Genomic DNA, 25,456 nt, shown 5'->3' on the forward strand with positions numbered 1-25,456 from the left:
CCACGCAAAAAGCGTTTGGTGGTAAGCTCGCGCACCATGAATATCTACAGCTCTCGCCCCGTTGTCCTCTGTCTCTCCGGCCATGATCCCAGTGGTGGCGCCGGCTTGCAGGCAGATATCGAAGCCCTGCTCGCCCAAGGCTGTCATGCGGCACCGGCCGTCACCGCGTTGACCGTGCAAAACACCGTCAATGTCATCGACTTCCGCGTGCTCGACCGCGAGTGGGTAATGGCCCAGGCCAATGCCGTGCTCAGCGACTCCGAAGTGGCAGCCGTGAAGCTCGGCATGCTCGGTTCCACCGCGATGGTCGACACCGTGGTCGAACTGCTGCAGGCGCACCCGCACCTGCCGGTGGTGTGCGACCCGGTGCTGCGTGCCGGCGGCGGCGGCAGCCTGGGCAAGGACGAAGTGGGTTATGCCATGCGTGAGCGGCTGTTGCCGCTGTCGTTGATCGCCACGCCCAACTTGCCGGAAGCGCGCATTCTCGCCGAGTTGCCAAATGGCACGGCCGACGAATGCGCCGAGAAGCTGTTGCCGTTTATCAAGCATCTTCTTATTACCGGCGGGCACGGCGACGAGCACGAAGTGCACAACCGCCTCTACAGCCGCGACGGCACGCACCAGACCTTCACCTGCCAGCGCCTGCCCGGCAGCTATCACGGTTCAGGCTGCACGCTCGCCAGCGCCCTGGCCGGTCGGATCGCTCAAGGCGAAGGCCTGGTCAGCGCCGTGCAATCGGCGCTCAACTACACTTGGCGCACCCTGCGTGACGCTGAACAACTCGGCCAGGGCCAGTTTGTGCCGCGCCGGCTGCCGCTGGATTTCTGCTCGTAACTTTGTGCTTTTAACCGCAAGAGGCCTGCCCCATGAAACTACGTGGCCTTTACGCCATTACCGACAGCCAACTGTTGGCCGGCAAATTCCTCGCCTACGTCGAAGCGGCGCTGGACGGCGGTGTGACCCTGTTGCAGTACCGCGATAAAAGCAGCGACGAAGCCCGCCGCCTGCGTGAAGCCGAGAAGTTGCGAGAGCTGTGCTCGCGCTACAAGACCCATCTGATCATCAACGATGACGCCGAGTTGGCCGCGCGCCTGGGCGTCGGCGTGCACCTGGGCCAGACCGACGGCCCGCTGACCCCGGCCCGAGCATTACTGGGCCCCAAGGCGATCATCGGCGCCACCTGCCACAGCCAGATCGAACTGGCCGAACAAGCCGCCAAAGAAGGCGCCAGCTACGTCGCCTTCGGTCGCTTCTTTAACTCCAGCACCAAGCCCGGCGCACCCGCCGCCACCGTTGAAATGCTGGCCCAGGCCCGTACACGCTTGCAACTGCCGATCTGCGTGATCGGCGGCGTCACCCTGGAGAACGCCGAACCGCTGGTGGCCCACGGTGCCGACCTGCTCGCCGTGGTGCACGGTCTGTTCGGTGCCGACAGCACCCAGGAAGTCACGCGCCGTGCGCGCGCGTTCAACGATCTTCTTAAGTATTCAGTTTAGAGAGCCCGATCATGTCCCGTTCCGAAACCCTGTTTGCCAATGCCCAGAAACACATCCCCGGCGGTGTGAATTCCCCCGTGCGTGCGTTCAAGAGCGTGGGCGGCACGCCATTGTTCTTCAAGCATGCCGAAGGCGCGTACGTCACCGACGAAGATGACAAGCGCTACGTGGACTATGTGGGTTCCTGGGGCCCGATGATCCTCGGCCACAGCCATCCGGACGTGCTGGACGCAGTGCGCCAGCAACTGCAGCACGGTTTGTCCTATGGCGCCCCGACCGCCATGGAAACCGAGATGGCCGACCTGGTGTGCTCGATCGTGCCGTCGATGGAAATGGTGCGCATGGTCAGCTCCGGCACCGAAGCCACCATGAGCGCGATTCGCCTGGCCCGTGGTTTCACCGGCCGCGACAGCATCATCAAGTTCGAAGGCTGCTACCACGGCCACTCCGACAGCCTGCTGGTGAAAGCCGGTTCAGGCCTGCTGACCCAGGGCGTACCGAGCTCGGCCGGTGTGCCGGCAGCGTTTGCCAAACACACTCTGACGCTGCCGTTCAATGACATCGCCGCCGTCGAGCAGATGCTCAGCGAAGTCGGTCAAGAGGTCGCGTGCATCATCGTCGAGCCGGTCGCCGGTAACATGAACTGCGTGCCACCGGCGCCGGGCTTCCTTGAAGGCCTGCGCGAACAGTGCGACAAGCACGGCGTGGTGCTGATTTTCGACGAAGTGATGACCGGTTTCCGCGTTGCCCTCGGTGGTGCCCAGGCTTATTACGGCGTCACGCCGGACCTGAGCACCTTCGGCAAGATCATCGGTGGCGGCATGCCGGTGGGTTGCTTCGGCGGCAAACGCGAAATCATGCAGCACATCGCACCGCTGGGCCCGGTCTACCAGGCCGGCACCCTGTCGGGTAACCCACTGGCCATGGCCGCCGGCCTGACCACCCTGCGCCTGATCAGCCGCCCGGGCTTCCACGCCGAGCTGACTGACTACACCACCCGACTGCTGGATGGCCTGCAACAGCGCGCCGATGCTGCCGGCATTCCGTTTGTCACCACTCAGGCGGGCGGCATGTTCGGCCTGTACTTCAGTGGCGCCGACGATATCGTCACTTTCGATGACGTGATGGGCAGCGATGCCGACCTGTTCAAGCGCTTCTTCCACTTGATGCTGGAAGGTGGGGTTTACCTGGCACCGAGCGCCTTCGAAGCCGGCTTCACGTCGATCGCCCATGGCGAAGCGGAGTTGAAACTGACCCTGGATGCTGCCGAGCGCGCCTTCGCGGCCCTGAAGTAAGGGGCAGATAAATCTGACGCTGCCCCTGGCGGCGTCAGATTTGCTACCTTGCCTACAGAGATTTCCTACTTTTTTCGAGAAATCACCTGCAATCCGGCAGATAACTTGCCTACGCAGCAGAAAAACGAGTAAAGACTTTGTAAGCAGGGGCCTGCTTATTTCATAATGCGCGCTTATTGGACTCCCCGAGGGTCCGCGTGCCCCGTCAGAGGTAAGTCGATTCCCATGAAACGCACCGGCCGCACCCTGGTTCTGGGCTGCCTGTTGCTCCTTCAGCCGCTGCTGGCACATGCACAAGCAGGCGGCAACTCGTTGTTAATCCCAGCGATGGGTCGTTGCACCCTCAATACCCAGCCAGACAGCCAGGCCGAAGCCCTGAGCGCGTGCCAGAAACAGGCTGAAGGCGGGGATGCGCAGGCGCAATACGAGTTGGGCCAGTACTACCACGACGAAAAAAACCCTGCCCGCGACCTCAACAAAGCCCTGAGCTACTTCGAGAAGGCTTCGTTGCAGGGCCACGCCCAGGCACAATTCCAGCTGGGCAATATGTTCTTCAAAGGCGAAGGCGTGCCGGCCAATAACGTCCAGGCGTACATTGTGCTGAAAATGGCGGCGGTCAACGGTGCGGAAGACGCACTGGACACGGCCGACGAAGTTGCCGAGCACATGCAGCGCGATGAGTTGGAAGTGGCGACGCAGGTGCTGGGGCAGATCTTCCGCAATTACCTGCAGGAATTGCAGAGTGCCGATGGGCGTTCGCCCTTCTCGCCACTGCCCTGAATTATTCAGCGCTTCTACTACCGCTTTCGCGAGCAAGCCCGCTCCCACACTTAATCGAGTTCCAGCCTTGGAATGCGGTTAAGTGTGGGAGCGGGCTTGCTCGCGAAAGGGTCGACTCGGTCTAACGGCCTACTTCTCAGGCATCGGCATCGGAAACGGCATCACATTGCTGGTGCCACGTGCCTCGCTGATCTTCGGCGTGCCCAGGCGCTCCACTTCATCGATGCGCACAATCGAATGCATCGGCACAAAGCTGCGCACCACGCCTTCAAACTGCGCCTTGAGTTTTTCTTCGCCCGGGTCGACGACCAACTGGGTGCGCTCGCCAAAGACGAACTCTTCCACTTCCAGGAAACCCCACAGATCACTTTGATAGATCTGCTTGGCGTACATTTCGAACACCTGGCCCTGGTTAAGGAAAATCACCTTGTAGATTGGAGCTTCACGTTTCGTCATGGTGGGCGAATAACACATCGGGGATATAAAAGAGGGCGCGAACTATAGCATGGCACCCGATGCACAGCGCTAGGAACCAATGGACATGCCCCCTATAATGCGCGGTTCTTTACCACCAGTTGACGATTCCCATGGCCAAGAAGCTTTACATCGAAACCCACGGTTGCCAGATGAACGAGTACGACAGCTCGCGCATGGTTGATCTGCTGGGCGAACACCAGGCCCTGGAAGTCACTGCCCGCGCCGAAGATGCCGACGTCATCCTGCTCAACACCTGCTCGATTCGTGAGCGGGCCCAGGACCGTGTGTACTCGCAGCTGGGCCGCTGGCGCGAATTGAAACTGGCCAACCCGGAGATGGTGATCGCCGTCGGTGGTTGCGTGGCCAGCCAGGAAGGCGCTGCGATCCGCGACCGCGCGCCGTATGTCGATGTGGTATTCGGCCCGCAAACCCTGCACCGCCTGCCGGAAATGATCGACGCAGCACGCATCACCAAGCTGCCGCAGGTGGACGTGTCGTTCCCGGAAATCGAAAAATTCGACCACTTGCCCGAGCCGCGCATCGACGGGCCGAGTGCTTACGTGTCGGTAATGGAAGGCTGCAGCAAGTACTGCACCTTCTGCGTGGTGCCCTACACCCGTGGCGAAGAAGTCAGCCGGCCGTTTGACGACGTGATGTCGGAAATCATCCACCTGGCCGAAAACGGCGTGCGCGAAGTCACCCTGCTGGGCCAGAACGTCAACGGCTATCGCGGCCAGACCCACGATGGGCGCCTGGCAGACTTGGCGGAGCTGATCCGCGTGGTCGCCGCCGTCGATGGTATTGAGCGTATTCGCTACACCACCTCGCACCCGCTGGAGTTTTCCGACAGCCTGATCCAGGCCCACGCCGAGGTGCCGGAGCTGGTCAAACACCTGCACTTGCCGGTGCAGTCAGGCTCGGACCGCATCCTGTCTGCGATGAAGCGCAACCACACCGCGCTGGAGTACAAATCCAAACTGCGCAAATTGCGTGCGGCGGTGCCGGGTATCTGCATCAGCTCGGACTTTATCGTCGGCTTCCCTGGTGAAACCGAGAAAGACTTCCAGCAAACCATGAAGTTGATCGAGGACGTCGGCTTCGACTTCTCATACTCGTTCGTCTACAGCCAGCGCCCAGGCACCCCGGCCGCCGACCTGTTGGATGAGACGCCGGAAGCGCTGAAAAAAGAGCGTTTGAATGCGCTGCAGCACCGCCTGAACCAGCAAGGTTTCGAGATCAGCCGACAAATGGTCGGTTCGATCCAGCGCATCCTGGTCACCGATTATTCGAAAAAAGACCCCGGCGAGTTGCAAGGCCGTACCGAGAACAACCGAATCGTCAACTTCCGTTGCGACAACCCAACCCTGATCGGCCAGTTCGCCGATGTGCACATTGATGCGGCGCAACCGCACTCGTTGCGCGGCTCGCTGGTGCAGTAACCCACCCATATTTCTGACTGATTGAGATCAAAATGTGGGAGCGGGCTTGCTCGCGAAGGCGGTGGATCAGTTGATACATGTATTAGCTGACCCACCGCCTTCGCGAGCAAGCCCGCTCCCACATGGGAACCGTGCTGCACTTGGGCTAGATAAGTGCTTTCGTACCCGCGCCACTGGCGTTATCCTCTCTTTCATCTCAACAGCCAAAGGGCGGCTAAAAGCGACCTTGAACGCACCCATAGAACCCCATCGTTTTCTCCTCGAGCCTTTTGAGGCTCGCCGTTTCGCCAACCTGTGCGGACAGTTCGACGAGCACCTGCGCCTGATCGAACAACGCCTGAGTATCGAGATCCGCAACCGCGGTAATCAGTTCGAGCTTATTGGTGAACCCCAGCACACCACGTCTGCAGAACACCTGCTCCGCCGCCTCTACCGCGAAACCAAGGGCAGTGAGCTGTCGCCGGAGACCGTGCACCTGTACCTGCAGGAATCTGCCGTGGAAGACCTGGCCAACAACCCGGTGGCCGAAGCCAGCGTGGCCCTGCGTACCAAAAAAGGCATGATTCGCCCACGCGGCTTGAATCAGCAGCGCTACGTCAAGGAAATCCTCGGCAACGACATCAACTTCGGCATCGGCCCCGCCGGTACCGGCAAGACCTACCTGGCCGTGGCCTGTGCGGTGGATGCCCTGGAGCGCGAGCAAGTGCGCCGCATCCTGCTGGTGCGCCCGGCGGTCGAGGCTGGCGAGAAGCTCGGCTTCCTGCCCGGCGACCTGGCCCAGAAGATCGACCCGTACCTGCGCCCGCTCTATGACGCGCTCTACGAGATGCTCGGCTTTGAATACGTGGCCAAGCTGATCGAGCGCCAGGTTATCGAGATCGCCCCGCTGGCTTACATGCGTGGCCGTACCTTGAACAACAGCTTCATCATTCTCGACGAAAGCCAGAACACCACCGTCGAACAGATGAAGATGTTCCTCACCCGTATCGGTTTCGGTTCCACGGCCGTTATCACCGGTGACGTGACCCAGGTCGACCTGCCCAAGGGCACCAAGTCGGGGCTGGCGCAGGTGATCGACGTACTCAAGGACGTGCCGGGCATCAGCTTCACGCATTTCATGCCGAAGGACGTGGTGCGTCACCCGTTGGTGCAGCGCATTGTCGAGGCTTACGAGCGTTTCGAGCACAAAGATGACGCCCCCGCCAAGGACGTTCGCCGCGATGCTTGAGCTTGACCTGCAGCTGGCCACCGAAGCGCCCGCCCCCAGCGAAGCCCAGTTCCGCCAATGGTGCGCACTGGCCCTGCGCCAGCGCACCGCGGATTCGGAACTGACCATCCGCCTGGTGGACGAGCCCGAAGGCCGTGAACTGAATCACACCTGGCGCCAAAAGGATTACGCGACCAACGTGCTGTCCTTCCCCGCCGACGTACCGGATGAGTTACTGGATATCCCGTTGCTGGGCGATCTGGTGATCTGCGTCGAGGTGGTGGAACGCGAAGCAAAGGAACAAGGCAAGGAACTTGAGGCCCATTGGGCCCATCTAGTCATCCACGGCTGCTTGCATCTCTTGGGTTACGACCATATAGACGATGACGAAGCCGAGGAAATGGAAACACTGGAACAAACGTTGCTTGCAGAATTGGGTCACCGTGACCCTTACGCTGACGACGAAAACTGAAACGACACCTTACTGACACAACAAAGGATTTAGAGTAATCGCTATGAGCGAAGACCGATCGAGCAACGGGCAGAAGTCATGGCTGGGTAAACTGACCCAGGCTTTTGCCCACGAGCCGAAAAACCGCCAGGAGCTGCTTGAGCTGCTGCGCGAGGCCCATCAGAACAAGTTGCTGGACAGCGAAGCGCTGGCCATCGTCGAAGGCGCCATCCAGGTGGCTGACCTGCAAGTTCGGGACATCATGGTCCCGCGTTCGCAGATGATCAGCATCAAGGCGACCCAGACCCCACGGGAATTCCTCCCGGCCGTGATCGATTCGGCGCACTCGCGCTACCCGGTTATCGGTGAAAGCCATGACGACGTCATGGGTGTCCTGCTGGCCAAGGACCTGCTGCCGTTGATCCTCAAGGAGAACGGCGACAACTTCAACATCAAGGACCTGCTGCGTCCGGCCACCTTCGTGCCTGAATCCAAGCGCCTGAATGTGCTGCTGCGCGAATTCCGCGCCAACCACAATCACATGGCCATTGTGATCGACGAATACGGCGGCGTAGCGGGCCTGGTGACCATCGAAGACGTGCTGGAACAGATCGTCGGCGACATCGAAGACGAGCACGACGTCGAAGAGGACAGCTACATCAAGCCACTGCCCAGCGGTGACTTCCTGGTCAAGGCTCTGACGCCGATCGAGAACTTCAACGAGTTCTTCGACAGCGAATTCTCCGACGATGAGTTCGACACCGTGGGTGGCCTGGTGATGAGTGCGTTCGGGCACCTGCCCAAGCGTAACGAAACCACGGAGATCGGCGCGTATCGCTTTCGCATCCTGAATGCCGACAGCCGCCGCATCCATCTGATTCGCCTGACACCTATTGCCCGCTAAGGACTGACATGCGCCGTATGATCGCACCCGGCTGGCCCGGTAATTTGCTGGCTGTGGTGGCCGGCGCCATCACTACCCTGGCGCTGGCGCCGTTCGACTTGTGGCCGTTTGCACTGGTGGCAGTCGGATTGTTCTATATCGGCCTGCGCGAACTGACACCCCGTCAGGCCCTGGGCCGTGGCTGGTGTTTCGGGTTCGGCCTGTTTGGCGCCGGCACCAGCTGGATCTACTACAGCATCCACCACTTCGGCGGCGCTTCGGTGTTGCTCGCTGGCTTTTTGATGCTGCTGTTTACCGCTGCCATTGCCTGGTTCTTCGCCCTGCCCGCCTGGTTATGGGCACGCTGGTTGCGTCGTAATGAAGCGCCGCTGGCCGATGCGCTGACGTTTGCTGCGCTGTGGGTTGGCCAGGAGGCGTTTCGTGGCTGGTTCCTGACCGGTTTCCCATGGCTGTACTCCGGCTACAGCCAGTTGGACGGCCCACTCACCGGCCTCGCGCCGCTGGGCGGGATGTGGCTGATCTCCTTCGCCCTGGCACTGACCGCTGCCGTGCTGTGCAACCTGCCGCGCCTGCTGGCGAGCAAGCGCAACGGCTTTATCGGTGCGGGCCTGGTGCTGCTGGTTGCGCCGTGGGCCATCGGTTTGGCGCTCAAGCATCACGCCTGGACGACGCCTTCTGGCGCCCCCCTGAGCGTGGCCGCCGTGCAGGGCAATGTCGAACAAAGCATGAAGTGGGACCCCGAGCAGCTCAATGCGCAGCTGGCGCTGTACCGCGACATGAGTTTCAGCTCCAAGCGAGTCGACCTGTTGGTGTGGCCGGAAACCGCCGTACCGGTGCTCAAGGAATCCGTCGAAGGCTACCTGGGCATGATGGGCAAGTTCGCTGCCGACCGGCACACCGCGCTGATCACCGGCGTGCCGATCCGCCAGGAAGTGCACCACCAGAAGCGCTACTACAACGGCATCACGGTGGTCGGCGAAGGCGAAGGCACTTACTTGAAGCAGAAGCTGGTGCCCTTTGGCGAATACGTGCCGCTGCAAGACATGCTGCGTGGCGTGATTGCCTTCTTCGACTTGCCGATGTCGGACTTCGCCCGCGGCCCTGCCGATCAGGCGATGCTGCAAGCCAAGGGCTATCAGATTGCGCCGTTCATTTGTTATGAAGTGGTGTACCCGGAATTTGCCGCCGGCCTGTCGGCCCAGAGCGATCTGTTGCTGACGATCAGCAACGACACCTGGTTCGGCCGTTCCATCGGCCCGCTGCAACACCTGCAAATGGCGCAGATGCGCGCACTGGAGGCGGGACGCTGGATGATCCGCGCGACCAACAACGGCGTCACCGGCCTGATCAACCCGTTTGGGCAGATCACCGAGCAGATCCCGCAGTTCGAGCGCGGGATTCTCTACGGTGAAGTGGTGCCGATGCACAACCTGACGCCGTACCTGCAATGGCGCTCGTGGCCGCTGATCATCGTGTGCCTGGGCTTGTTTGGCTGGGCGCTGCTGGCGGGCCGGATGTCCAAAACGGTTTAACAGACACTGCAAAACCAATGTGGGAGCGGGCTTGCTCGCGAAAGCGGGGTGTCAGTCACTGTATGGGCTGGCTGAACCACTACATTCGCGAGCAAGCCCGCTCCCACATTTTGAATTGCGGCGTTATCGACAAAACAACCGATACCCCACCTGCCCCACCGCCTCATTGATCAACTGCCCGCTGCGCCACACCGACACAAACTCAGGCATCCAGCCGCCCAACGGTCGGGCATTGTCCACGCCCAAAAAGCCCACCGGCCCCGGCACCACAGTGAAACCGGCCTTCTCAAAGCTCCAGACTGCGCGCGGCATATGCCAGGCCTGGGTCACCACCACCACACGCTTGATGCCTTGCGGCAATAGAATCCCGGCGCTCATCTGCGCGTTTTCCCAGGTGGTACGGCTGCGCTCTTCCTTCCAGCGTACCGTAACGCCGAAATCATCCTGCATCGACACCGCCATAAGCTCGGCCTCACTCGGCGGCGTGTCGTAGTGCAAGCCGCCGCTGGTCAGCACCGGCAAGCCGGACGCCTTGGCCAGCCGCGCGGCATAACGCTGGCGTTCAAGCCCGATCCCGGTGGGTTGGTCGGTGCCCCATGCGGGGTCACCCCGTTCACGCCCGGAGCCCAGCACCACAATCGCATCGGCGCGCTGGGCCAGCGTTGCCCACTCTTCACGAGCCAAGGGCGGTTCGGTCTCCAGGGCATGTGCGCCCCATTGCACCGCCACCGGCAAGCTGATCAGCCACATCCCGCCCAACCCCACCGCAAAGCAGAAGCCCGCCAGGCGCGGGCGGCTTTTACGAAACCACCAGGCAAACGCCAGCAACAGCAAAAAAATACCGGGCGGCAAGAGCAATTGTTTAATGAAATAACGAAAAGGCATCGGGCATCTCCACAGATGCCCGAAGCCTAGATGCAACGGGGTTTAGCGACAATCTTTACCAGCCTATTTCGAGAAGGCTAACGGGTAACGCTGTGCTTCACTTGCACCGTACGGCCCGGTGTTTTTCGGGGCCGCGACCGGCAGCCACATCTTTCAGCCAGATCACCTTGGCCGAACGCGAGGGCCCTTGAACAGGCGGGGAAGCCTGCTCCTGAGAGGCACGGTGGTGATTCAATTCCAGGTAGACCTTGATCAATTCAAGCTCTGCCTGGCTCAAGCCTCGCAACTCCAGTTCCAGAGGCCGTTCATCACGCAATCGGCCTGCGGTTCTTGCAGCATCCAATGCCCGACCCAAACGGTCGATCAGTCCTTCGTACAACTGCGGTTTCGTTAAAGTTCGCTGCGATTCAACCATCCCTCACCTCATTGAAGATAAGACTCACTCCCCAATAAACAGCGTAGTCTCCATCGCTGCACCTGCCTGGCGCCGCGACAGACGGCCCTGCCTGCGCAATCAGGGTTTCCCTCGATAGAGTGGGGTCATGTATGCTACGGCGCTTCCTGTAACTCCACTTCCCGCAGGGTTTAGGCACGGACGCGCCGCTTTTTGGTGTCGATCAACCTGAACGTTGCACCGAAGAGGATTAGGCCACCCCTATTCAGTTCAAAAGTAGCCATGCACGAACAATATCAGCCCCGTGAAATAGAAAATGCCGCCCAAACCTTCTGGGACGAGCAAAAGTCCTTTGAAGTCAGTGAACAGCCAGGCAAGGAGACTTACTACTGCCTATCGATGTTCCCTTACCCCAGCGGCAAGCTACACATGGGGCACGTGCGTAACTACACCATCGGCGACGTCATCTCGCGCTACCAGCGCATGCTCGGCAAGAACGTCCTGCAACCCATGGGTTGGGACGCCTTCGGCATGCCGGCGGAAAACGCCGCGATGAAAAACAACGTGGCGCCCGCCAAGTGGACCTACGAAAACATTGCCTACATGAAGACCCAGCTGCGCAGCCTGGGCCTGGCGGTGGACTGGTCCCGCGAAGTGACCACCTGCAAGCCGGATTACTACCGTTGGGAACAATGGCTGTTCACTCGCCTGTTCCAAAAAGGGGTGATCTACAAAAAGAGCGGCACCGTGAACTGGGACCCGGTCGACCAGACCGTACTGGCCAACGAACAGGTCATCGACGGTCGCGGCTGGCGTTCCGGCGCGCTGATCGAAAAGCGCGAAATCCCGATGTACTACTTCAAGATCACCGCCTACGCGGATGAACTCTTGTCGAGCCTCGACGATCTGCCGGGCTGGCCTGAACAGGTCAAGACCATGCAGCGCAACTGGATCGGCAAATCCAAGGGCATGGAAGTGCAATTCCCGTACAACGTCGATTCGATCGGCGAAGCGGGCGCACTCAAAGTCTTCACCACCCGTCCGGACACCCTGATGGGCGCGACCTATGTCGCCGTGGCCGCCGAACACCCGCTGGCCACCCAGGCCGCACAGAACAACCCTGAGCTGCAGGCGTTCATCGCCGAATGCAAAGGCGGCAGCGTGGCCGAAGCCGACGTCGCCACCCAGGAGAAAAAAGGCCTGCCAACCGGGCTCTTCGTCGAGCACCCACTGACCGGCGAGAAGCTGCCGGTATGGGTCGCCAACTACGTGCTGATGCACTACGGCGATGGCGCGGTAATGGCTGTGCCGGCCCACGACGAGCGCGATTTCGAATTCGCCACCAAGTACAACCTGCCGATCAAATCGGTAGTACGCACCAGCTCGGGTGATACCAACCCGGCCCCGTGGCAAGATGCCTACGGCGAGCACGGCGAACTGATCAACTCCGGCGAATTCGACGGCCTGGACTTCGCAGGCGCCTTCGACGCCATCGAAGTCGCACTGATCAAGAAAAACCTCGGTGCTTCGCGCACCCAGTTCCGCCTGCGCGACTGGGGCATCAGCCGCCAGCGCTACTGGGGCTGCCCGATCCCGATCATCCACTGCGAAACCTGCGGTGATGTGCCGGTGCCGGAAGACCAGTTGCCGGTGGTACTGCCGGAAGACGTGGTGCCGGATGGCGCGGGTTCGCCATTGGCGCGCATGCCCGAGTTCTACGAATGCAGCTGCCCGAAATGCGGCGCACCGGCCAAGCGTGAAACCGACACCATGGACACCTTCGTCGAGTCCTCCTGGTACTACGCTCGCTACGCCTCGCCGCACTATGAAGGCGGCCTGGTGGAAAAATCCGCAGCCGACCATTGGTTGCCGGTGGACCAGTACATCGGTGGCATCGAGCACGCCATTCTCCACCTGCTCTACGCGCGCTTCTTCCACAAGCTGATGCGCGACGAAGGCCTGGTGAGCTCCGATGAGCCGTTCAAGAACCTGCTGACCCAGGGCATGGTGATCGCCGATACTTACTATCGCCGCGAAGCCAATGGCGCCTACACCTGGTTCAACCCGGCCGACGTCGAACTCGAGCGTGACAGCAAAGCCAAGGTCATCAGCGCCAAGCTGATCGCCGACGGCCTGCCGGTGGAAATCGGCGGCACCGAGAAGATGGCCAAGTCGAAGAACAACGGCGTCGACCCTCAGTCGATGATCGATCAGTTTGGCGCCGACACCTGCCGCCTGTTCATGATGTTCGCCTCGCCGCCTGACATGAGCGCCGAATGGTCCGACTCCGGCGTCGAGGGTTCGCACCGCTTCCTCAAGCGCGTCTGGCGCCTGGCGCACGCCCATGTCAGCCTGGGCCTTCCGGGCAAGCTGGACGTGGCGTCCTTGAACGATGAACAGAAAGCCATTCGTCGCAGCACGCACCTGGCCATTCGCCAAGCGAGCCAGGACGTCGGGCAGAACCACAAATTCAACACCGCCATCGCTCAGGTGATGACGCTGATGAACGTGCTGGAAAAAGCGCCGCAAGCCACCGAACAGGACCGCGCGCTGGTACACGAAGGCCTGGAAACGGTCGTGCTGCTGCTGGCGCCAATCACGCCGCACATCAGCCACGAACTGTGGAACCGTTTGGGCCACGACGGCGCGGTGATCGACGCCGAATGGCCGGTTCAGGATGACAGCGCCCTGGTACAGGACACGTTGCAACTGGTGATTCAGGTCAACGGTAAACTGCGTGGCCAGATCGACATGCCGGCCAGCGCCAGTCGTGAAGACGTGGAAGCGGCTGCGCGTATCAACGAGAACGTGCTGCGCTTTACCGAAGGCCTGACGATCCGCAAAGTGATCGTAGTGCCTGGCAAACTGGTCAATATCGTCGCCAGCTAATCGGATCGGGCGCAGGGCTTGAGCCCTGCGCCGAACTAAACCTTTAAGGCCTCGATAAGGCCCACATGGTTTCAAGGGGAGCAACAAAATGATCAAACGCAATTTGCTGGTGATGGGCCTCGCTGTGCTGCTGAGCGCTTGCGGCTTTCAGCTGCGTGGCACCGGCACCAACGAACTGAGCATCAAGGAACTGGACGTCAGCGCCCGTAACGCCTATGGCGATACCGTGACGCAACTGCGCCAGACCCTGGAAAGTAGCGGTGTGCGTGTCGCTGCCGGCGCGACCTACAAACTGGTCCTGGTGGACGAGAAAGAAACCCAGCGTAACCTCAGCTACGCCAGTGCCGGCCGTGCGTCCGACATTGAGCTGAACAGCCTGGTGATCTACGAACTGCAAGGCCGCGACCACCTGCCATTGATGGGTGACAAGGTTGAAGTGCAGAAGGTCGTGAGCCACGACGGTAACAACCTGGTGGGTTCGGACTCGGAGATCATCCAGGTTCGCAAGGAAATGCGTCGTGAGCTGGTGCAGCGTCTGATGGTCCGCTTGCAGCAGCTGACCCCGGACAAACTCGCAGCCTTGCAGCAAACTGCCGACAACAAGGCCAAGGCTGACGCCGATGCCCTGAAAGCCGCGAAAGAGTATGAAGACAACACGCCGAAACAATCGCCTGTTGAAGTCCCTGTCGAGTAAGCCAGACGGGGCGCCTTTGGCGCCCCGTTCGCCCCGCCTATGAAACTCGCCCCCGCCCAACTCGCCAAACACCTGCAAGGTGGCCTTGCGCCTGTCTATATCGTCAGCGGTGATGACCCGCTGTTGTGCCAGGAAGCCGCAGACGCCATTCGCACCGCCGCACGCCAGCAAGGCTTCGACGAACGCCAGGTGTTCAGCGCCGATGCCAGTTTCGACTGGGGGACGCTGCTGCAAGCGGGTGCGAGCATGTCGCTGTTCGCCGAAAAACGCCTGTTGGAACTGCGCCTGCCTTCAGGCAAGCCCGGGGACAAGGGTGCGGCGGCCTTGATGGAATACTGCTCGCGCCCCGCTGAAGACACGGTGTTGCTGATCAGCCTGCCCAAGCTGGATGGCAGCGCGCAGAAAACCAAGTGGGGCAAGGCGCTGGTAGAAGGCCCGCAAACCCAGTTTATCCAGATCTGGCCAGTGGACAGCAACCAGTTGCCGCAATGGATTCGTCAGCGCCTGTCCCAATCGGGGCTGTCGGCGACACAAGACGCGGTAGAGCTGATTGCCGCCCGGGTCGAAGGCAACTTGCTTGCCGCCGCCCAGGAAATCGAAAAGCTCAAGCTGATGGCTGACGAAGGGCAGATAACGGTCGAAACCGTCCAAGGCGCAGTGGCCGATAGCGCTCGCTTTGACGTGTTCGGGCTGGTGGATGCGATCCTTAACGGCGAACCCGCCCACGCGTTGCGCATGCTTGAAGGGCTGCGTGGCGAAGGCGTGGAGCCACCGGTGATTCTGTGGGCCCTGGCCCGGGAGCTGCGGGTACTGGCTAATATTTCCCTGCAATTCAGTCAGGGCACACCGTTGGACAAATGCTTCAGCCAGGCCAAACCTCCTGTGTGGGACAAACGGAAACCGCTGATGAGCAAAGCCCTGCAACGGTACTCGGCGCAACGCTGGGCGCAACTGTTGCTGGAAGCCCAGCGCATCGATGCGCAGATCAAAGGCCAGGCGGCGGGCTCGCCGTGGATGAGCCTGAGTCGTTTGTCACTGTTGATGTCTGGCCAGCGCCTGACATTGCCTGCTGAATAGCTGTTTCACCTGACAGCACAGAACCTATGTGGGAGCGGGCTTGCTCGCGAATACGGTGGTTCAGTCAACCTGTATAGTGACTGACACACCCTATTCGCGAGCAAGCCCCACCTTTTAACGGTGCACACGTTCAGATCTTCTATATTTCCTACACAGCGCCGGGCTTTACAGCGGCGCCACTTCGGCAGATGATTTGCACCGCTTCATCCCATCTCAAGCCCACATAAAGAGAGCACCGACATGAGCAAAAAGCCATCCAAGCATGGCCCCAACAAGGCCAAATCCATCATCGCCCAGCCACTGTTCCGCAGCCGTCAGGAACGCGCCGGCAAGGGCAAAGGCAGCTACCGCCGCGAAGCCTTCCAGTCTAATAGCTGGGAGGCTTCTTACTTTCTGGCTGCCTGAAGGCAAGCGCCCCTCCGGCATGATAAGGTCTGTACCTGATTTGTAATCCCTGGACCTGTGCATGCCCTCTAGTCTTTCCCGTCGTTGGCACCTTCGCCAATTGATTGCTGCCTCCAGCCTCATTCTGCTTGTCGCCTGCGCGGAAAAACCTACCGCCGCGGACGCTCAACCCCTGCCAAGACTCCAGACCGTGCCGGCCGTTGCGCCTGCTGTGGTTGCGCCCTTGGCTGTGGACAACCTTGATATCCAACCGACCCAGACCTTTGCCGAATGGCAGGCTGGCTTTCGAGTGGAAGCCCTCAAAGCGGGTATCACCGCTGCCGTTTTTGATAACGCCTTCGCTAACGTCACACCCGATATGGCGGTGATTCGCGCAGACCGCAGCCAACCGGAATTTTCCCGGCCAGTATGGGAATACCTCGACGGTGCCCTGTCGCCGGTGCGCGTGCGTAACGGCCAGGCCTTGCTGATCAAGTACGCCGATATCCTGCAAAGTATCGAGCAACGTTATGGCGTCGACCGCCAGGCGTTGGTGTCGGTGTGGGGTATGGAAAGCAACTTTGGCCAGTTCCAGGGCAATAATTCGGTGATTCGCTCCCTGGCGACCCTGGCTTATGAAGGCCGTCGCCCGGCGTTCGCCCAGGCACAACTGCTGGCGGCGCTGCAAATCATCCAGCATGGCGACATCCAGGCCGACCAGATGAAAGGCTCCTGGGCCGGTGCCATGGGCCAGACCCAGTTCATCCCGACCACCTACAACACCCACGCCGTCGACTTCGATGGCGACGGTCGTCGCGATATCTGGAACAGCCCAGCCGACGCCCTCGCCTCCACCGCGCACTACCTGCAAAGCTCCGGCTGGCAGAAAGGCCAGCCGTGGGGCTTTGAGGTGAAACAACTGCCGGCGAACTTCGATTACGCCCTCGCCGATGGCGGTATACGCAAAAGCGTTGGCGAGTGGATGAAGCTTGGCATCCAACTGCCACCGGGTGCGAGCATGCCGCCAAACGTCGACTCCTTGTCCGCCGCCCTGCTGCTGCCGGCAGGCTACCGTGGCCCGGCGTTCCTGGTGCTGGATAACTTCCGCGCAATCCTCAAGTACAACAACTCGTCGTCCTACGCGCTGGCCGTGGGCCTGTTGTCAGAGCGGTTTGGTGGCGCGGGTGTGATTCGTGGCGATTGGCCAAAAGATGAACTGCCGCTGAGTCGTTCCCAGCGCATTGATTTGCAGACGGCGCTCAGCGCCAATGGGTATGACGCTGGTAACCCGGACGGCATTATCGGCGCGAATACGCGTAAGGCGATCCGGGCAGCACAGCAGTCGTTGGGTTGGCCGGCGGATGGGTATCCGACGGTGAAGCTGCTGGAGTCGTTGCAGAGCCGGTAAATCGGCTTACGGCGACTGCCGCTTTCGCGAGCAAGCCCGCTCCCACATTAGACCGCACTCCAAAGTATGGACACGGTTGAATGTGGGAGCGGGCTTGCTCGCGAAGACGGCATGACAGGCGAAAATTACTTCAGAACAACATCCTGTTCCAACACCACCCGCTGCTCCCACATTAGACCGCACTCCAACGTATGGACACGGTTGAATGTGGGAGCTGGCTTGCCTGCGAAGACGGCATGACAGGCGAAAATTACTTCAGAACAACATCCTGTTCCAGCCCCACCCGCTGCTCCACATTAGACTGCACTCCAACGTATGGACACGGTTGAATGTGGGAGCTGGCTTGCCTGCGAAGACGGCATGACAGGCGAAAATTACTTCAGAACAACATCCTGTTCCAGCCCCACCCGCTGCTCCCACATTAGACTGCACTCCAACGTATGGACACGGTTGAATGTGGGAGCTGGCTTGCCTGCGATAGCGGCCTGACCAGCGACAAAAATCAGCAGTTGGACACGACATCCTGTTCCAACACCACCCGCTGCTCCCCGGCATCCAACCGCACCAACGCGCCCATTGGCAACGTCAGGTTCGGATCGCAGTGGCCACTGCGCCAGCCGGACAACACCGGTATGCACAACGGCTCGAAGGTCTGCTTCAGCAGTCGCGAAAGCGCAGCGTTATCCACACCCGACACATCCCCCACCAACACACCCGCCACCTGGGCCAGCTTGCCCGCCAGGCGCAAATGGGTCAGCAGGCGGTCAATCCGATAAATCGGCTCGTTGACGTCTTCGATAAACAGGATGATGCCTTCAGCGTCGATTTCGTAGGCTGTGCCCATCACCGCCGCGATCATCGACAGGTTCCCCCCGAGCAAACGCCCACACGCGATACCGGGCTCAATCGTCGTCAGCGGATAAGCCACCGGGTGCGCGAGCACGCTACCGGCGCGGAGTTGGCCACGTAGCATGCTGAACAAGGACGACTCGGTAGGCTGCTGCTTGTCACCGAGCAGGTCGGCGTTAAGCATCGGCCCATGAAAGGTCACGAAACCCGCATAACGGTTGATGGCAAGGTGCAGAGCCGTGATATCGCTATAACCCACGAACGGTTTGGGATTGGCGCGAATCAGCTCGAAATCCAGCCGGTCAAGCAAGCGCGGTGTGCCGTAGCCGCCACGCAGACAGAAGATGGCATCGATTTCAGGATCGGAGAAAGCAGCATGCAAGTCACGCAGGCGCACGTCATCACTGCCGGCCAGGTAGCCGTCGCGCTCATACACACCCGAAAATATCCGCAGTTCGTGGCCACGGGCGCGCATCCATTGCCCGGCTTTTTCAACATCCAGTGCGGCAGGACCGGCAGGGGCGATCAGGCCGATCACACCTTCGGCACGTAAAGCAGGCACAGCCGCCGCGAGTTGAGTCTTCATCCATGCTCTCCCTCTATATAACAACGCAGAACGAAATGTGGGAGCGGGACCTTGTGGGAGCTGGCTTGCCTGCGAATGCATCACCTCGATAAACGGATAGATCGAGGTGATGCATTCGCAGGCAAGCCAGCTCCCACACAAGCCCGCTCCCACATTGGATAAGCGGCGTTACGCAAACCCCTATCAGGAAACCAGGCTTGCCTTGACCAGCTTGGCCTGCTCATCAGCGTGGTACGAGGAACGTACCAGCGGGCCTGACGCCACGTTCTTGAAGCCCATCTTGTAACCTTCCTCGGCAAACCAGGCGAAGATGTCCGGGTGCACGAAACGCTGCACCGGCAAGTGGCTGCGGGACGGTTGCAGGTACTGGCCCAGGGTCAGCATGTCGATGTCGTGTTCGCGCATGCGCTTCATGACTTCGATCACTTCTTCGTCGGTTTCGCCCAGGCCCAGCATCAGGCCGGATTTGGTCGGGATGTGCGGCATCATCTGCTTGAATTTCTGCAGCAGGGTCAGCGACCACTGGTAGTCCGAACCCGGGCGCGCCGCCTTGTACAGGCGTGGCACGGTTTCCAGGTTGTGGTTGAACACATCCGGTGGCTCGGCCGCGGTGATTTCCAGCGCGACGTCCATGCGACCGCGATAGTCAGGAACCAGGGTTTCGAGCATCACGTTCGGCGACAGCTTGCGGATTTCGCGGATGCAGTCGGCAAAGTGCTGGGCACCGCCGTCACGCAGGTCGTCGCGGTCTACCGAGGTGATTACCACGTACTTGAGTTTCAGGTCGGCAATGGCGATGGCCAGGCTTTCCGGCTCGTTGACGTCCAGTGGCTTCGGCCGGCCATGGCCAACGTCGCAGAACGGGCAACGACGGGTGCAGATGTCACCCATGATCATGAAGGTGGCCGTGCCGCCGGAGAAGCACTCACCCAGGTTCGGGCAGGACGCTTCTTCGCACACGCTGTGCAGCTTGTGTTTGCGCAGCAGGGCCTTGATACGGTCGACTTCCGGCGAGACCGGGATGCGCACGCGAATCCAGTCCGGTTTTTTCGGCAGTTCGGTGGTCGGGATGATCTTGACCGGGATGCGTGCAACCTTCTCGGCGCCGCGCAGCTTGACGCCGGCTTCCACCTTGGCACGCGGGGCCGGGGCCGGACGTTCGGTAACATCCAGCGTCGGGATCATGGTTTGCACTGCATCAGTAGTCATAATCAGTCGATTCCGCCCGTGAGGGTCGTCTGCTCAGCATAGTCGAGGTGTTTGACGAGCTGCGCACGCAGCCGGGCACTTACCTCGGCAAATTTAATCGGTGTGGCGTGGTCGCTCAGTTGGGTCATCGCCAGCCCGGCGTAACCGCACGGGTTGATCCGCCGAAACGGCGCCAGGTCCATGTCCACATTCAGGGCCAGGCCATGAAAGGAACAACCGTGGCGAATCCGCAAACCGAGTGAGGCGATTTTCGCGCCGTCCACGTACACACCGGGTGCATCGGGCTTGGCCGCAGCGCTCACGCCGTAACTGGCCAACAGCTCGATCAGGCAAGCCTCCATGCGGCTTACAAGGTCACGTACGCCAAACCCAAGCTTGCGCACGTCCAGCAATAGATACGCTACAAGCTGACCCGGCCCATGGTAAGTCACTTGACCGCCTCGGTCGACCTGCACCACCGGGATATCCCCCGGCAGCAGCAGGTGCTCGGCCTTGCCAGCCTGGCCCTGGGTGAACACCGGCGGGTGCTCCACCAGCCAGATCTCATCCGGTGCCGAACTGCCGCGCTCATTGGTGAAGCGCTGCATGGCGTGCCAGACGGGCTCGTAGGCCATCTGGCCGAGCTCGCGAAAGCCCAGGACCTGTGACATCACAGCACCATGTGCACGAAGCCGGTGGCCCGCAGTTCGCTGTTGATGTCGTAGAGCTGGTCTTGACCGGTCGCAACGATGTGCAACTGGATCGTGGTGTATTTACCGTTGGAGCTCAAACGCTCGTCCACCCGGTTGTCGTTGATCGTCGCGTGTTTACGCACAATCTCGAGAATCTTGTCTTTGTTGCCCGCACCGGTATCGCTGATCACCTTGACGGGATAGTCCACGTTTGGGAATTCGATCTTTGGCGCCTTTACTTCTTTATCGGTCATGGCGTAACGGCCTCGTAAGCGTAAGCCGTGGCGACGGGCAAAGCCCCGTGTCGGATCAACACGGGGCTTTGCAGGTGCACACTTATCAGTTGAACAAGCTGTAGAAGAATAGACGGATGCTATCCCACACGCGGCGGAAGATACCACCTTCGTCGACGGCGTCCAGCGCGATCAGGTCGGCGCTGTGCACCACCTTGTCGTCCAGTTTCACTTCGACTTTACCGATAACGTCACCCTTGGCGATTGGCGCTACCAATTGCGGGTTCATGGTCATGCTGGCAGCGAGCTTTTTCAGCTGGCCTTTAGGCATGGTCAGGGTCAGGTCTTCAGCCAGGCCGGCTTTGACTTGATGGGTTGCGCCTTTCCATACCGGCGCCTGCGCCAGTTCAGTGCCCTTCTGGTAGAAGGTCTGGGTTTCGAAGAAGCGGAAGCCGTAGGTCAGCAGTTTTTGCGTTTCGGCCGCACGGGCCTGCTCGCTGTTGGTACCGAATACGACGGCGATCAGGCGCTGGCCATCACGTACGGCGGACGACACCATGCAGTAGCCGGCTTCGTCGGTGTGGCCGGTTTTCAGGCCGTCGACGGTCTTGTCGCGCCACAGCAGCAGGTTGCGGTTAGGCTGCTTGATGTTGTTCCAGAAGAATTCCTTCTGGGAGTAGATCGCGTAGTGCACCGGGTCGACACGAATAATCGCGCGAGCCAGCAGCGCCATGTCGTGAGCCGACGAATAGTGCTCCGGGTTCGGCAGACCCGTCGGGTTCATGAAGTGGCTGTTGGTCATGCCCAGGTCGCCAGCGGTTTTGTTCATCATGTCGGCGAACGCATCTTCGCTGCCGGCGATGTGCTCGGACAGGGCCACGCTGGCGTCGTTACCGGACTGGATGATGATGCCGTGCAGCAGGTCGCTCACGGTGACTTGCGAACCCACCTTGATGAACATCCGCGAACCGCCGGTGCGCCAGGCATTTTCGCTGACGGTGACCGGGTCGTTTTCGCCGATCTGCCCGCGACGGATTTCCAGGGTCGCGATGTAAGCCGTCATCAGCTTGGTCAGGCTGGCCGGTGGCAGGCGCTGGTCACCGTTGTTCTCGACCAGCACGTTGCCGCTGGCGGCATCCATGAGAACCCAGGCCTTGGCGGCCAGTTGCGGGGAAGCCGGCACCATTTCAACCGCCCAGGCGGCCGGAGTGATGATCAGCGAAAGAAGCAGGCACGTGCGTTTGGCTAAGGTGGTGATGTTCATCCGTCTCTCGAAATTGCTTATGGAAACTTGCCCTCGCGGGCAAAACTATTCAGACAGCCCGCTGCCAGACTGTCACGTGTTCGGTTGCCCGCTCACCCCTTGCCCCTGGGTTTTTATTGTTCAACGAGCCAACAACCAGGGCCCAGGCCCGCGTACGCGCCTGAGCCATCAATCTTTGTTATTCGGCGGTGACCACGCTGGGTTGCCCCAGATTGGCCAGGCGCACGCTATTCTGAACCTGCGCCACTTCGCTTGGCGACCCGATCGGCCCCATGCGCACACGGTGCAAGGTCTGCTGGTTACGCACGATGGAGCTGATGAAAACCGGCGCGTTGACCATGCCGCTGAGCTTGGACCTTAACAGTTCTGCCGCATCCGGGTTGGCGAAAGCACCCACTTGCAGGTACTGACCGCCCACGGTAGAAGCCCCCGGAGCCGCGCGAGGCACGACAACGGTGTCCGGCGCGTGCTGCGCCGGAGGTGGCGTCCACTGTTCGATCTTGCCGGCGGATGCAGTCACTTGCGGTTGCGGGGTTTGCGGCTCGTTGAGCATCAACGGTGCCGGTTTGCCACGCTGAGCCCAATACTGCGCCGGGTCGATGCCTTCTACTTTCACCCGCGCGGTGCCGATTTCGGCATAACCGAGTTTCTTGGCCGCGGCGTAGGACAAGTCGATGATCCGATCCGAATAGAACGGACCACGGTCGTTGACCCGCAGGATCACCGAGCGGTTGTTGTCCAGGTTGGTGACGCGTACGTAGCTGGGCAGCGGCAACGTCTTGTGGGCCGCGCTCATGCCGTACAGGTCATAGACTTCGCCGTTGGCGGTGTTCTGGCCATGGAACTTGGTGCCGTACCAGGACGCCGTGCCCGACTGGACATAGGTCTTGGAATCCTGCAGCGGAAAGTAGTTCTTGCCCAGCACGGTATAGGGGTTGGCCTTGTACGGGCCGGTGTGCAGGGTTGGCGTGGCATCCGGGATTTTCGAAACGTCGACATCCCACCACGGCGCGCCATCTTTGTGCGCGCGGTTGATGTCCAGCCCAGGCTTGGCACGGACGATAGCGCCGCCCTTTTGCGCTGGCGCGCGGCTGGTGGTGGTGGATGAGCAACTGACGACCAGCAAGGACAACGCGGCAAACGCCACCAGCTTGAGCGGTTTATTGAACGGCGGTACCCGCATTACTTGTTGCCCCGTGCTTGGACCAGCATGTCTGACAGCTGATGCACGGCCATGGCGTACATCACACTGCGGTTATAACGCGTGATTGCGTAAAAATTCTTCAGGCCCATCCAGTATTCCGGGCCGTTTTCGCCTTCAAGGCGGAACGCCGTCACCGGCATATCGTCGCGTGGCGCATTCTGACTCGACCAGCCCAGCGCTCGCAACTCCCCAACGGTCTTGACCGGCTCGATTCCCTGGGTCAGGCCCTCATCGGCGCGATCACCGGTGACATCGGCACGGATCACCACGGGCTCGCCAGCCACCCAGCCGTGGCGCTTGAAGTAGCTGGCCACGCTGCCAATGGCGTCGTCGGGGTTGCTCCAGATATTGATGTGGCCGTCGCCGTCGAAATCCACTGCATAAGCGCGAAAGCTGCTCGGCATGAACTGCGGCAAGCCCATCGCACCGGCGTAGGAGCCTTTGAGGGTCAGCGGGTCGACCTGCTCTTCGCGGGCCAGCAACAGGAATTCGCGCAGCTCCTTGCGGAAGAACTCGGCGCGCGGCGGGTAATCGAAGCCCAGGGTCGACAAGGCGTCGATCACCCGGTAGCTGCCGGTATTGCGCCCGTAAAAGGTTTCAATGCCGATGATCGCGACGATCACCTGAGCCGGCACACCGTACTCCTGCTCGGCACGGGCCAACACGGCTTCGTGCTGGCGCCAGAAATCCACACCGCGGGCCACGCGGGCGTCGGTGAGGAACATCGGGCGATAGTCTTTCCACTGTTTTACGCGCTCGGCGGGACGCGAGATCGCGTCGAGGATCGCCTGCTTGCGCTGGGCTTCACGGAATATGCCCATCAACTGCTCACCGGCGAAACCGTAGTCGCGGGTCATTTCACCGACGAATTCGGCGACCTGGGGTGAGCCATCGTAGTCACCGGCCTGCACCTCTTGCGTCGCGCCCAGCAGCCCAATCAGGCCCATCCAGGACGCGTGCCGAGTCGCCCAGCCGCGCATTACTTGCATTGACATCTTCACCTTATTCAAACCTGCGCGATCCACTTGCGATGCGTATGAATCGACATCAAAACCCCAAACGCAGACAGCAATGTCACCAGCGAAGTTCCGCCGTAGCTAATGAACGGCAACGGCACCCCAACCACCGGCAACAGGCCACTGACCATACCGATGTTGACGAAAACGTAAACAAAAAAAGTCATGGTCAGGCTGCCGGCAAGCAATTTGCCGAACAGCGTCTGCGCTTGCGCGGTAATCACCAACCCGCGACCAATCAACAGCAAATAAATCAGCAACAGCGCGCAAATGCCCACCAGGCCGAACTCTTCGCCCATTACCGCAATGATGAAGTCCGTGTGGCTCTCGGGCAAAAAGTCGAGGTGCGACTGAGTGCCCAGTAACCAGCCCTTACCAAATACACCGCCAGAGCCGATGGCGGCTTTGGACTGGATGATGTTCCAGCCGGTGCCCAACGGGTCGCTCTCCGGGTCGAGGAACGTCAAGATCCGCTGCTTCTGGTAGTCGTGCATAAAGAAGAACCACATGGCCACGGCCACCGGGATCGCCGCAGCCAGCACGCTGAGGATCCAGCGCCAGCGCAAGCCGCCCATAAACAGCACGAACGCACCGCCCGCGAGGATCAGCAGCGAGGTGCCGAGGTCCGGCTGGCGCACGATCAGAATGAATGGCACGCCGATCAATATCAGGCTGATCCCCACGTGCTTGAGCTGTGGCGGCAAGGTGCGCTTGGACAGGTACCAGGCGATCGTCGCTGGCATCAGGATCTTCATGAATTCCGACGGCTGGAAGCGAATCACCCCCGGAATGTTGATCCAGCGCGTCGCCCCCATGGCGTTGTGGCCCATCACGTCCACCACCACCAACAGCAATACGCCGGCGACATAACCGAGTGGCACCCAGCGCGCCATGAAACGTGGCTCCAACTGGGCAATCACCACCATCGACAACAGACCCAGGCCGAACGACGAGGCCTGCTTGATCAACAGGTCCCAGTTCTTGCCGCTGGCCGAATAAAGAACGAACAGGCTGCCGGCTGCAAGGGTCAGCAGCAGGATCAGCAACGGGCCATCAATGTGCATGCGCTGCAGCAACGTCGCACGCCGACGCATCACATCTTCGCTGGAGAG

At 60.7% G+C, this 25,456-nt stretch carries 25 protein-coding genes; 14 read left to right on the top strand and 11 right to left on the bottom strand.

Annotation, left to right across the window (positions count from 1 at the left end; genetic code table 11):
- The first annotated feature begins 36 nt into the window (after positions 1 to 36).
- The 4 genes from ACI77D_RS26200 (at position 37) to ACI77D_RS26215 (ending at position 3,571) form a co-directional block, all read left to right on the top strand.
- A complete protein-coding gene (locus ACI77D_RS26200) occupies positions 37 to 834 on the top strand; it encodes a hydroxymethylpyrimidine/phosphomethylpyrimidine kinase (protein WP_064454263.1) in 798 nt (265 codons plus the stop codon).
- Between the two features lie 32 nt (positions 835 to 866).
- Complete coding sequence (gene thiE / locus ACI77D_RS26205; protein ID WP_064454264.1) at positions 867 to 1,496, top strand: thiamine phosphate synthase; 630 nt, start codon at positions 867 to 869, stop codon at positions 1,494 to 1,496.
- Positions 1,497 to 1,507: 11 nt separating this feature from the next.
- On the top strand, positions 1,508 to 2,791 hold the full coding sequence (gene hemL, locus ACI77D_RS26210; RefSeq protein ID WP_064454265.1) for a glutamate-1-semialdehyde 2,1-aminomutase: 1,284 nt from the start codon (positions 1,508 to 1,510) through the stop codon (positions 2,789 to 2,791).
- A 225-nt stretch (positions 2,792 to 3,016) separates the two neighbouring features.
- Complete coding sequence (locus ACI77D_RS26215) at positions 3,017 to 3,571, top strand: tetratricopeptide repeat protein (protein WP_064454266.1); 555 nt, start codon at positions 3,017 to 3,019, stop codon at positions 3,569 to 3,571.
- Positions 3,572 to 3,700: 129 nt separating this feature from the next.
- Here ACI77D_RS26215 and ACI77D_RS26220 read toward each other — a convergent pair whose 3' ends face one another.
- The gene (locus ACI77D_RS26220; RefSeq protein ID WP_003194436.1) at positions 3,701 to 4,027 is read right to left on the bottom strand and encodes a DUF1820 family protein; all 327 of its coding nucleotides are present in this window, start codon (positions 4,025 to 4,027) and stop codon (positions 3,701 to 3,703) included.
- A 131-nt stretch (positions 4,028 to 4,158) separates the two neighbouring features.
- On the opposite strand from ACI77D_RS26220, the gene miaB reads away from it, so the two are divergent.
- From miaB to lnt, 5 genes are all read left to right on the top strand, one after another.
- On the top strand, positions 4,159 to 5,487 hold the full coding sequence (gene miaB, locus ACI77D_RS26225) for a tRNA (N6-isopentenyl adenosine(37)-C2)-methylthiotransferase MiaB (RefSeq protein WP_053258162.1): 1,329 nt from the start codon (positions 4,159 to 4,161) through the stop codon (positions 5,485 to 5,487).
- Between the two features lie 226 nt (positions 5,488 to 5,713).
- Positions 5,714 to 6,715 (top strand): PhoH family protein, encoded by a 1,002-nt coding sequence (locus tag ACI77D_RS26230; RefSeq protein WP_407017775.1) that lies wholly within the window; start codon positions 5,714 to 5,716, stop codon positions 6,713 to 6,715.
- Positions 6,708 to 7,166, top strand: a complete 459-nt coding sequence (ybeY, locus tag ACI77D_RS26235) for an rRNA maturation RNase YbeY (RefSeq protein WP_407017776.1) — start codon at positions 6,708 to 6,710, stop codon at positions 7,164 to 7,166. The genes ACI77D_RS26230 and ybeY overlap by 8 nt, the downstream gene beginning before the upstream one ends.
- Before the next feature lie 43 nt (positions 7,167 to 7,209).
- Positions 7,210 to 8,049 (top strand): HlyC/CorC family transporter, encoded by an 840-nt coding sequence (locus ACI77D_RS26240; RefSeq protein WP_015373027.1) that lies wholly within the window; start codon positions 7,210 to 7,212, stop codon positions 8,047 to 8,049.
- An 8-nt stretch (positions 8,050 to 8,057) separates the two neighbouring features.
- The gene (lnt, locus tag ACI77D_RS26245) at positions 8,058 to 9,581 is read left to right on the top strand and encodes an apolipoprotein N-acyltransferase (protein WP_064454269.1); all 1,524 of its coding nucleotides are present in this window, start codon (positions 8,058 to 8,060) and stop codon (positions 9,579 to 9,581) included.
- A 123-nt stretch (positions 9,582 to 9,704) separates the two neighbouring features.
- Here lnt and ACI77D_RS26250 read toward each other — a convergent pair whose 3' ends face one another.
- Entirely contained in the window at positions 9,705 to 10,466 is a 762-nt protein-coding gene (locus ACI77D_RS26250; protein ID WP_407017777.1) for a YdcF family protein, read from the bottom strand.
- A gap of 97 nt (positions 10,467 to 10,563) precedes the next feature.
- Positions 10,564 to 10,881 carry a hypothetical protein gene (locus tag ACI77D_RS26255; RefSeq protein WP_064454271.1) on the bottom strand — a complete coding sequence of 106 codons (318 nt, stop codon included), beginning with the start codon at positions 10,879 to 10,881 and terminating at the stop codon, positions 10,564 to 10,566.
- A 261-nt stretch (positions 10,882 to 11,142) separates the two neighbouring features.
- On the opposite strand from ACI77D_RS26255, the gene leuS reads away from it, so the two are divergent.
- The 5 genes from leuS to ACI77D_RS26280 all read left to right on the top strand — a co-directional run bounded on the left by leuS (position 11,143) and on the right by ACI77D_RS26280 (position 17,312).
- On the top strand, positions 11,143 to 13,749 hold the full coding sequence (gene leuS / locus ACI77D_RS26260; RefSeq protein WP_407017778.1) for a leucine--tRNA ligase: 2,607 nt from the start codon (positions 11,143 to 11,145) through the stop codon (positions 13,747 to 13,749).
- A gap of 88 nt (positions 13,750 to 13,837) precedes the next feature.
- Positions 13,838 to 14,443, top strand: coding sequence for an LPS assembly lipoprotein LptE (gene lptE / locus ACI77D_RS26265; RefSeq protein WP_064454273.1), 606 nt, complete (start codon positions 13,838 to 13,840; stop codon positions 14,441 to 14,443).
- Between the two features lie 39 nt (positions 14,444 to 14,482).
- Complete coding sequence (holA, locus tag ACI77D_RS26270; RefSeq protein WP_064454274.1) at positions 14,483 to 15,520, top strand: DNA polymerase III subunit delta; 1,038 nt, start codon at positions 14,483 to 14,485, stop codon at positions 15,518 to 15,520.
- A gap of 240 nt (positions 15,521 to 15,760) precedes the next feature.
- The gene (gene arfA / locus ACI77D_RS26275) at positions 15,761 to 15,925 is read left to right on the top strand and encodes an alternative ribosome rescue factor ArfA (protein ID WP_003176285.1); all 165 of its coding nucleotides are present in this window, start codon (positions 15,761 to 15,763) and stop codon (positions 15,923 to 15,925) included.
- A 61-nt stretch (positions 15,926 to 15,986) separates the two neighbouring features.
- Positions 15,987 to 17,312, top strand: a complete 1,326-nt coding sequence (locus ACI77D_RS26280) for a lytic murein transglycosylase (protein WP_064454275.1) — start codon at positions 15,987 to 15,989, stop codon at positions 17,310 to 17,312.
- Between the two features lie 502 nt (positions 17,313 to 17,814).
- On the opposite strand, the gene ACI77D_RS26285 is transcribed toward ACI77D_RS26280, so the two are convergent.
- From ACI77D_RS26285 to rodA, 8 genes are all read right to left on the bottom strand, one after another.
- Positions 17,815 to 18,747: an LD-carboxypeptidase gene (locus ACI77D_RS26285; RefSeq protein ID WP_407017779.1), complete on the bottom strand. Its 933-nt coding sequence runs from the start codon at positions 18,745 to 18,747 to the stop codon at positions 17,815 to 17,817.
- Positions 18,748 to 18,930: 183 nt separating this feature from the next.
- The gene (gene lipA, locus ACI77D_RS26290; RefSeq protein ID WP_167353740.1) at positions 18,931 to 19,932 is read right to left on the bottom strand and encodes a lipoyl synthase; all 1,002 of its coding nucleotides are present in this window, start codon (positions 19,930 to 19,932) and stop codon (positions 18,931 to 18,933) included.
- A gap of 26 nt (positions 19,933 to 19,958) precedes the next feature.
- The gene (lipB, locus tag ACI77D_RS26295) at positions 19,959 to 20,606 is read right to left on the bottom strand and encodes a lipoyl(octanoyl) transferase LipB (RefSeq protein ID WP_064454278.1); all 648 of its coding nucleotides are present in this window, start codon (positions 20,604 to 20,606) and stop codon (positions 19,959 to 19,961) included.
- On the bottom strand, positions 20,606 to 20,881 hold the full coding sequence (locus ACI77D_RS26300; RefSeq protein ID WP_407017780.1) for a DUF493 domain-containing protein: 276 nt from the start codon (positions 20,879 to 20,881) through the stop codon (positions 20,606 to 20,608). Before ACI77D_RS26300 ends, lipB begins: the two co-directional genes overlap by 1 nt.
- Positions 20,882 to 20,966: 85 nt before the next feature.
- A complete protein-coding gene (locus tag ACI77D_RS26305) occupies positions 20,967 to 22,124 on the bottom strand; it encodes a D-alanyl-D-alanine carboxypeptidase family protein (RefSeq protein WP_064454280.1) in 1,158 nt (385 codons plus the stop codon).
- 178 nt (positions 22,125 to 22,302) lie between these two features.
- The gene (locus ACI77D_RS26310) at positions 22,303 to 23,307 is read right to left on the bottom strand and encodes a septal ring lytic transglycosylase RlpA family protein (protein WP_262666334.1); all 1,005 of its coding nucleotides are present in this window, start codon (positions 23,305 to 23,307) and stop codon (positions 22,303 to 22,305) included.
- Positions 23,307 to 24,317: a lytic murein transglycosylase B gene (mltB, locus tag ACI77D_RS26315; RefSeq protein ID WP_064454282.1), complete on the bottom strand. Its 1,011-nt coding sequence runs from the start codon at positions 24,315 to 24,317 to the stop codon at positions 23,307 to 23,309. Before mltB ends, ACI77D_RS26310 begins: the two co-directional genes overlap by 1 nt.
- 17 nt (positions 24,318 to 24,334) lie before the next feature.
- Positions 24,335 to 25,438, bottom strand: coding sequence for a rod shape-determining protein RodA (gene rodA / locus ACI77D_RS26320; protein WP_057703348.1), 1,104 nt, complete (start codon positions 25,436 to 25,438; stop codon positions 24,335 to 24,337).
- Positions 25,439 to 25,456: the final 18 nt, after the last annotated feature.

The organism is Pseudomonas sp. O39, from assembly GCF_045447295.1.
GTDB lineage: Bacteria > Pseudomonadota > Gammaproteobacteria > Pseudomonadales > Pseudomonadaceae > Aquipseudomonas > Aquipseudomonas antarctica_A.

Excerpts from the sequence above, each read along its gene's own strand:
- ACI77D_RS26310 (WP_262666334.1), bottom strand. The coding sequence starts at position 23,307 with ATGCGGGTACCGCCGTTCAATAAACCGCTCAAGCTGGTGGCGTTTGCC.
- ACI77D_RS26280 (WP_064454275.1), top strand. The coding sequence starts at position 15,987 with ATGCCCTCTAGTCTTTCCCGTCGTTGGCACCTTCGCCAATTGATTGCT.
- ACI77D_RS26300 (WP_407017780.1), bottom strand. The coding sequence starts at position 20,881 with ATGACCGATAAAGAAGTAAAGGCGCCAAAGATCGAATTCCCAAACGTG.
- holA (WP_064454274.1), top strand. The coding sequence starts at position 14,483 with ATGAAACTCGCCCCCGCCCAACTCGCCAAACACCTGCAAGGTGGCCTT.
- lnt (WP_064454269.1), top strand. The coding sequence starts at position 8,058 with ATGCGCCGTATGATCGCACCCGGCTGGCCCGGTAATTTGCTGGCTGTG.
- lipB (WP_064454278.1), bottom strand. The coding sequence starts at position 20,606 with ATGTCACAGGTCCTGGGCTTTCGCGAGCTCGGCCAGATGGCCTACGAG.
- lptE (WP_064454273.1), top strand. The coding sequence starts at position 13,838 with ATGATCAAACGCAATTTGCTGGTGATGGGCCTCGCTGTGCTGCTGAGC.
- ACI77D_RS26305 (WP_064454280.1), bottom strand. The coding sequence starts at position 22,124 with ATGAACATCACCACCTTAGCCAAACGCACGTGCCTGCTTCTTTCGCTG.
- thiE (WP_064454264.1), top strand. The coding sequence starts at position 867 with ATGAAACTACGTGGCCTTTACGCCATTACCGACAGCCAACTGTTGGCC.
- ACI77D_RS26215 (WP_064454266.1), top strand. The coding sequence starts at position 3,017 with ATGAAACGCACCGGCCGCACCCTGGTTCTGGGCTGCCTGTTGCTCCTT.
- ACI77D_RS26220 (WP_003194436.1), bottom strand. The coding sequence starts at position 4,027 with ATGACGAAACGTGAAGCTCCAATCTACAAGGTGATTTTCCTTAACCAG.
- lipA (WP_167353740.1), bottom strand. The coding sequence starts at position 19,932 with ATGATCCCGACGCTGGATGTTACCGAACGTCCGGCCCCGGCCCCGCGT.
- hemL (WP_064454265.1), top strand. The coding sequence starts at position 1,508 with ATGTCCCGTTCCGAAACCCTGTTTGCCAATGCCCAGAAACACATCCCC.
- leuS (WP_407017778.1), top strand. The coding sequence starts at position 11,143 with ATGCACGAACAATATCAGCCCCGTGAAATAGAAAATGCCGCCCAAACC.
- ACI77D_RS26255 (WP_064454271.1), bottom strand. The coding sequence starts at position 10,881 with ATGGTTGAATCGCAGCGAACTTTAACGAAACCGCAGTTGTACGAAGGA.
- ACI77D_RS26200 (WP_064454263.1), top strand. The coding sequence starts at position 37 with ATGAATATCTACAGCTCTCGCCCCGTTGTCCTCTGTCTCTCCGGCCAT.
- mltB (WP_064454282.1), bottom strand. The coding sequence starts at position 24,317 with ATGCAAGTAATGCGCGGCTGGGCGACTCGGCACGCGTCCTGGATGGGC.
- ACI77D_RS26240 (WP_015373027.1), top strand. The coding sequence starts at position 7,210 with ATGAGCGAAGACCGATCGAGCAACGGGCAGAAGTCATGGCTGGGTAAA.
- rodA (WP_057703348.1), bottom strand. The coding sequence starts at position 25,438 with ATGCGTCGGCGTGCGACGTTGCTGCAGCGCATGCACATTGATGGCCCG.
- arfA (WP_003176285.1), top strand. The coding sequence starts at position 15,761 with ATGAGCAAAAAGCCATCCAAGCATGGCCCCAACAAGGCCAAATCCATC.
- ybeY (WP_407017776.1), top strand. The coding sequence starts at position 6,708 with ATGCTTGAGCTTGACCTGCAGCTGGCCACCGAAGCGCCCGCCCCCAGC.
- ACI77D_RS26285 (WP_407017779.1), bottom strand. The coding sequence starts at position 18,747 with ATGAAGACTCAACTCGCGGCGGCTGTGCCTGCTTTACGTGCCGAAGGT.
- ACI77D_RS26250 (WP_407017777.1), bottom strand. The coding sequence starts at position 10,466 with ATGCCTTTTCGTTATTTCATTAAACAATTGCTCTTGCCGCCCGGTATT.
- miaB (WP_053258162.1), top strand. The coding sequence starts at position 4,159 with ATGGCCAAGAAGCTTTACATCGAAACCCACGGTTGCCAGATGAACGAG.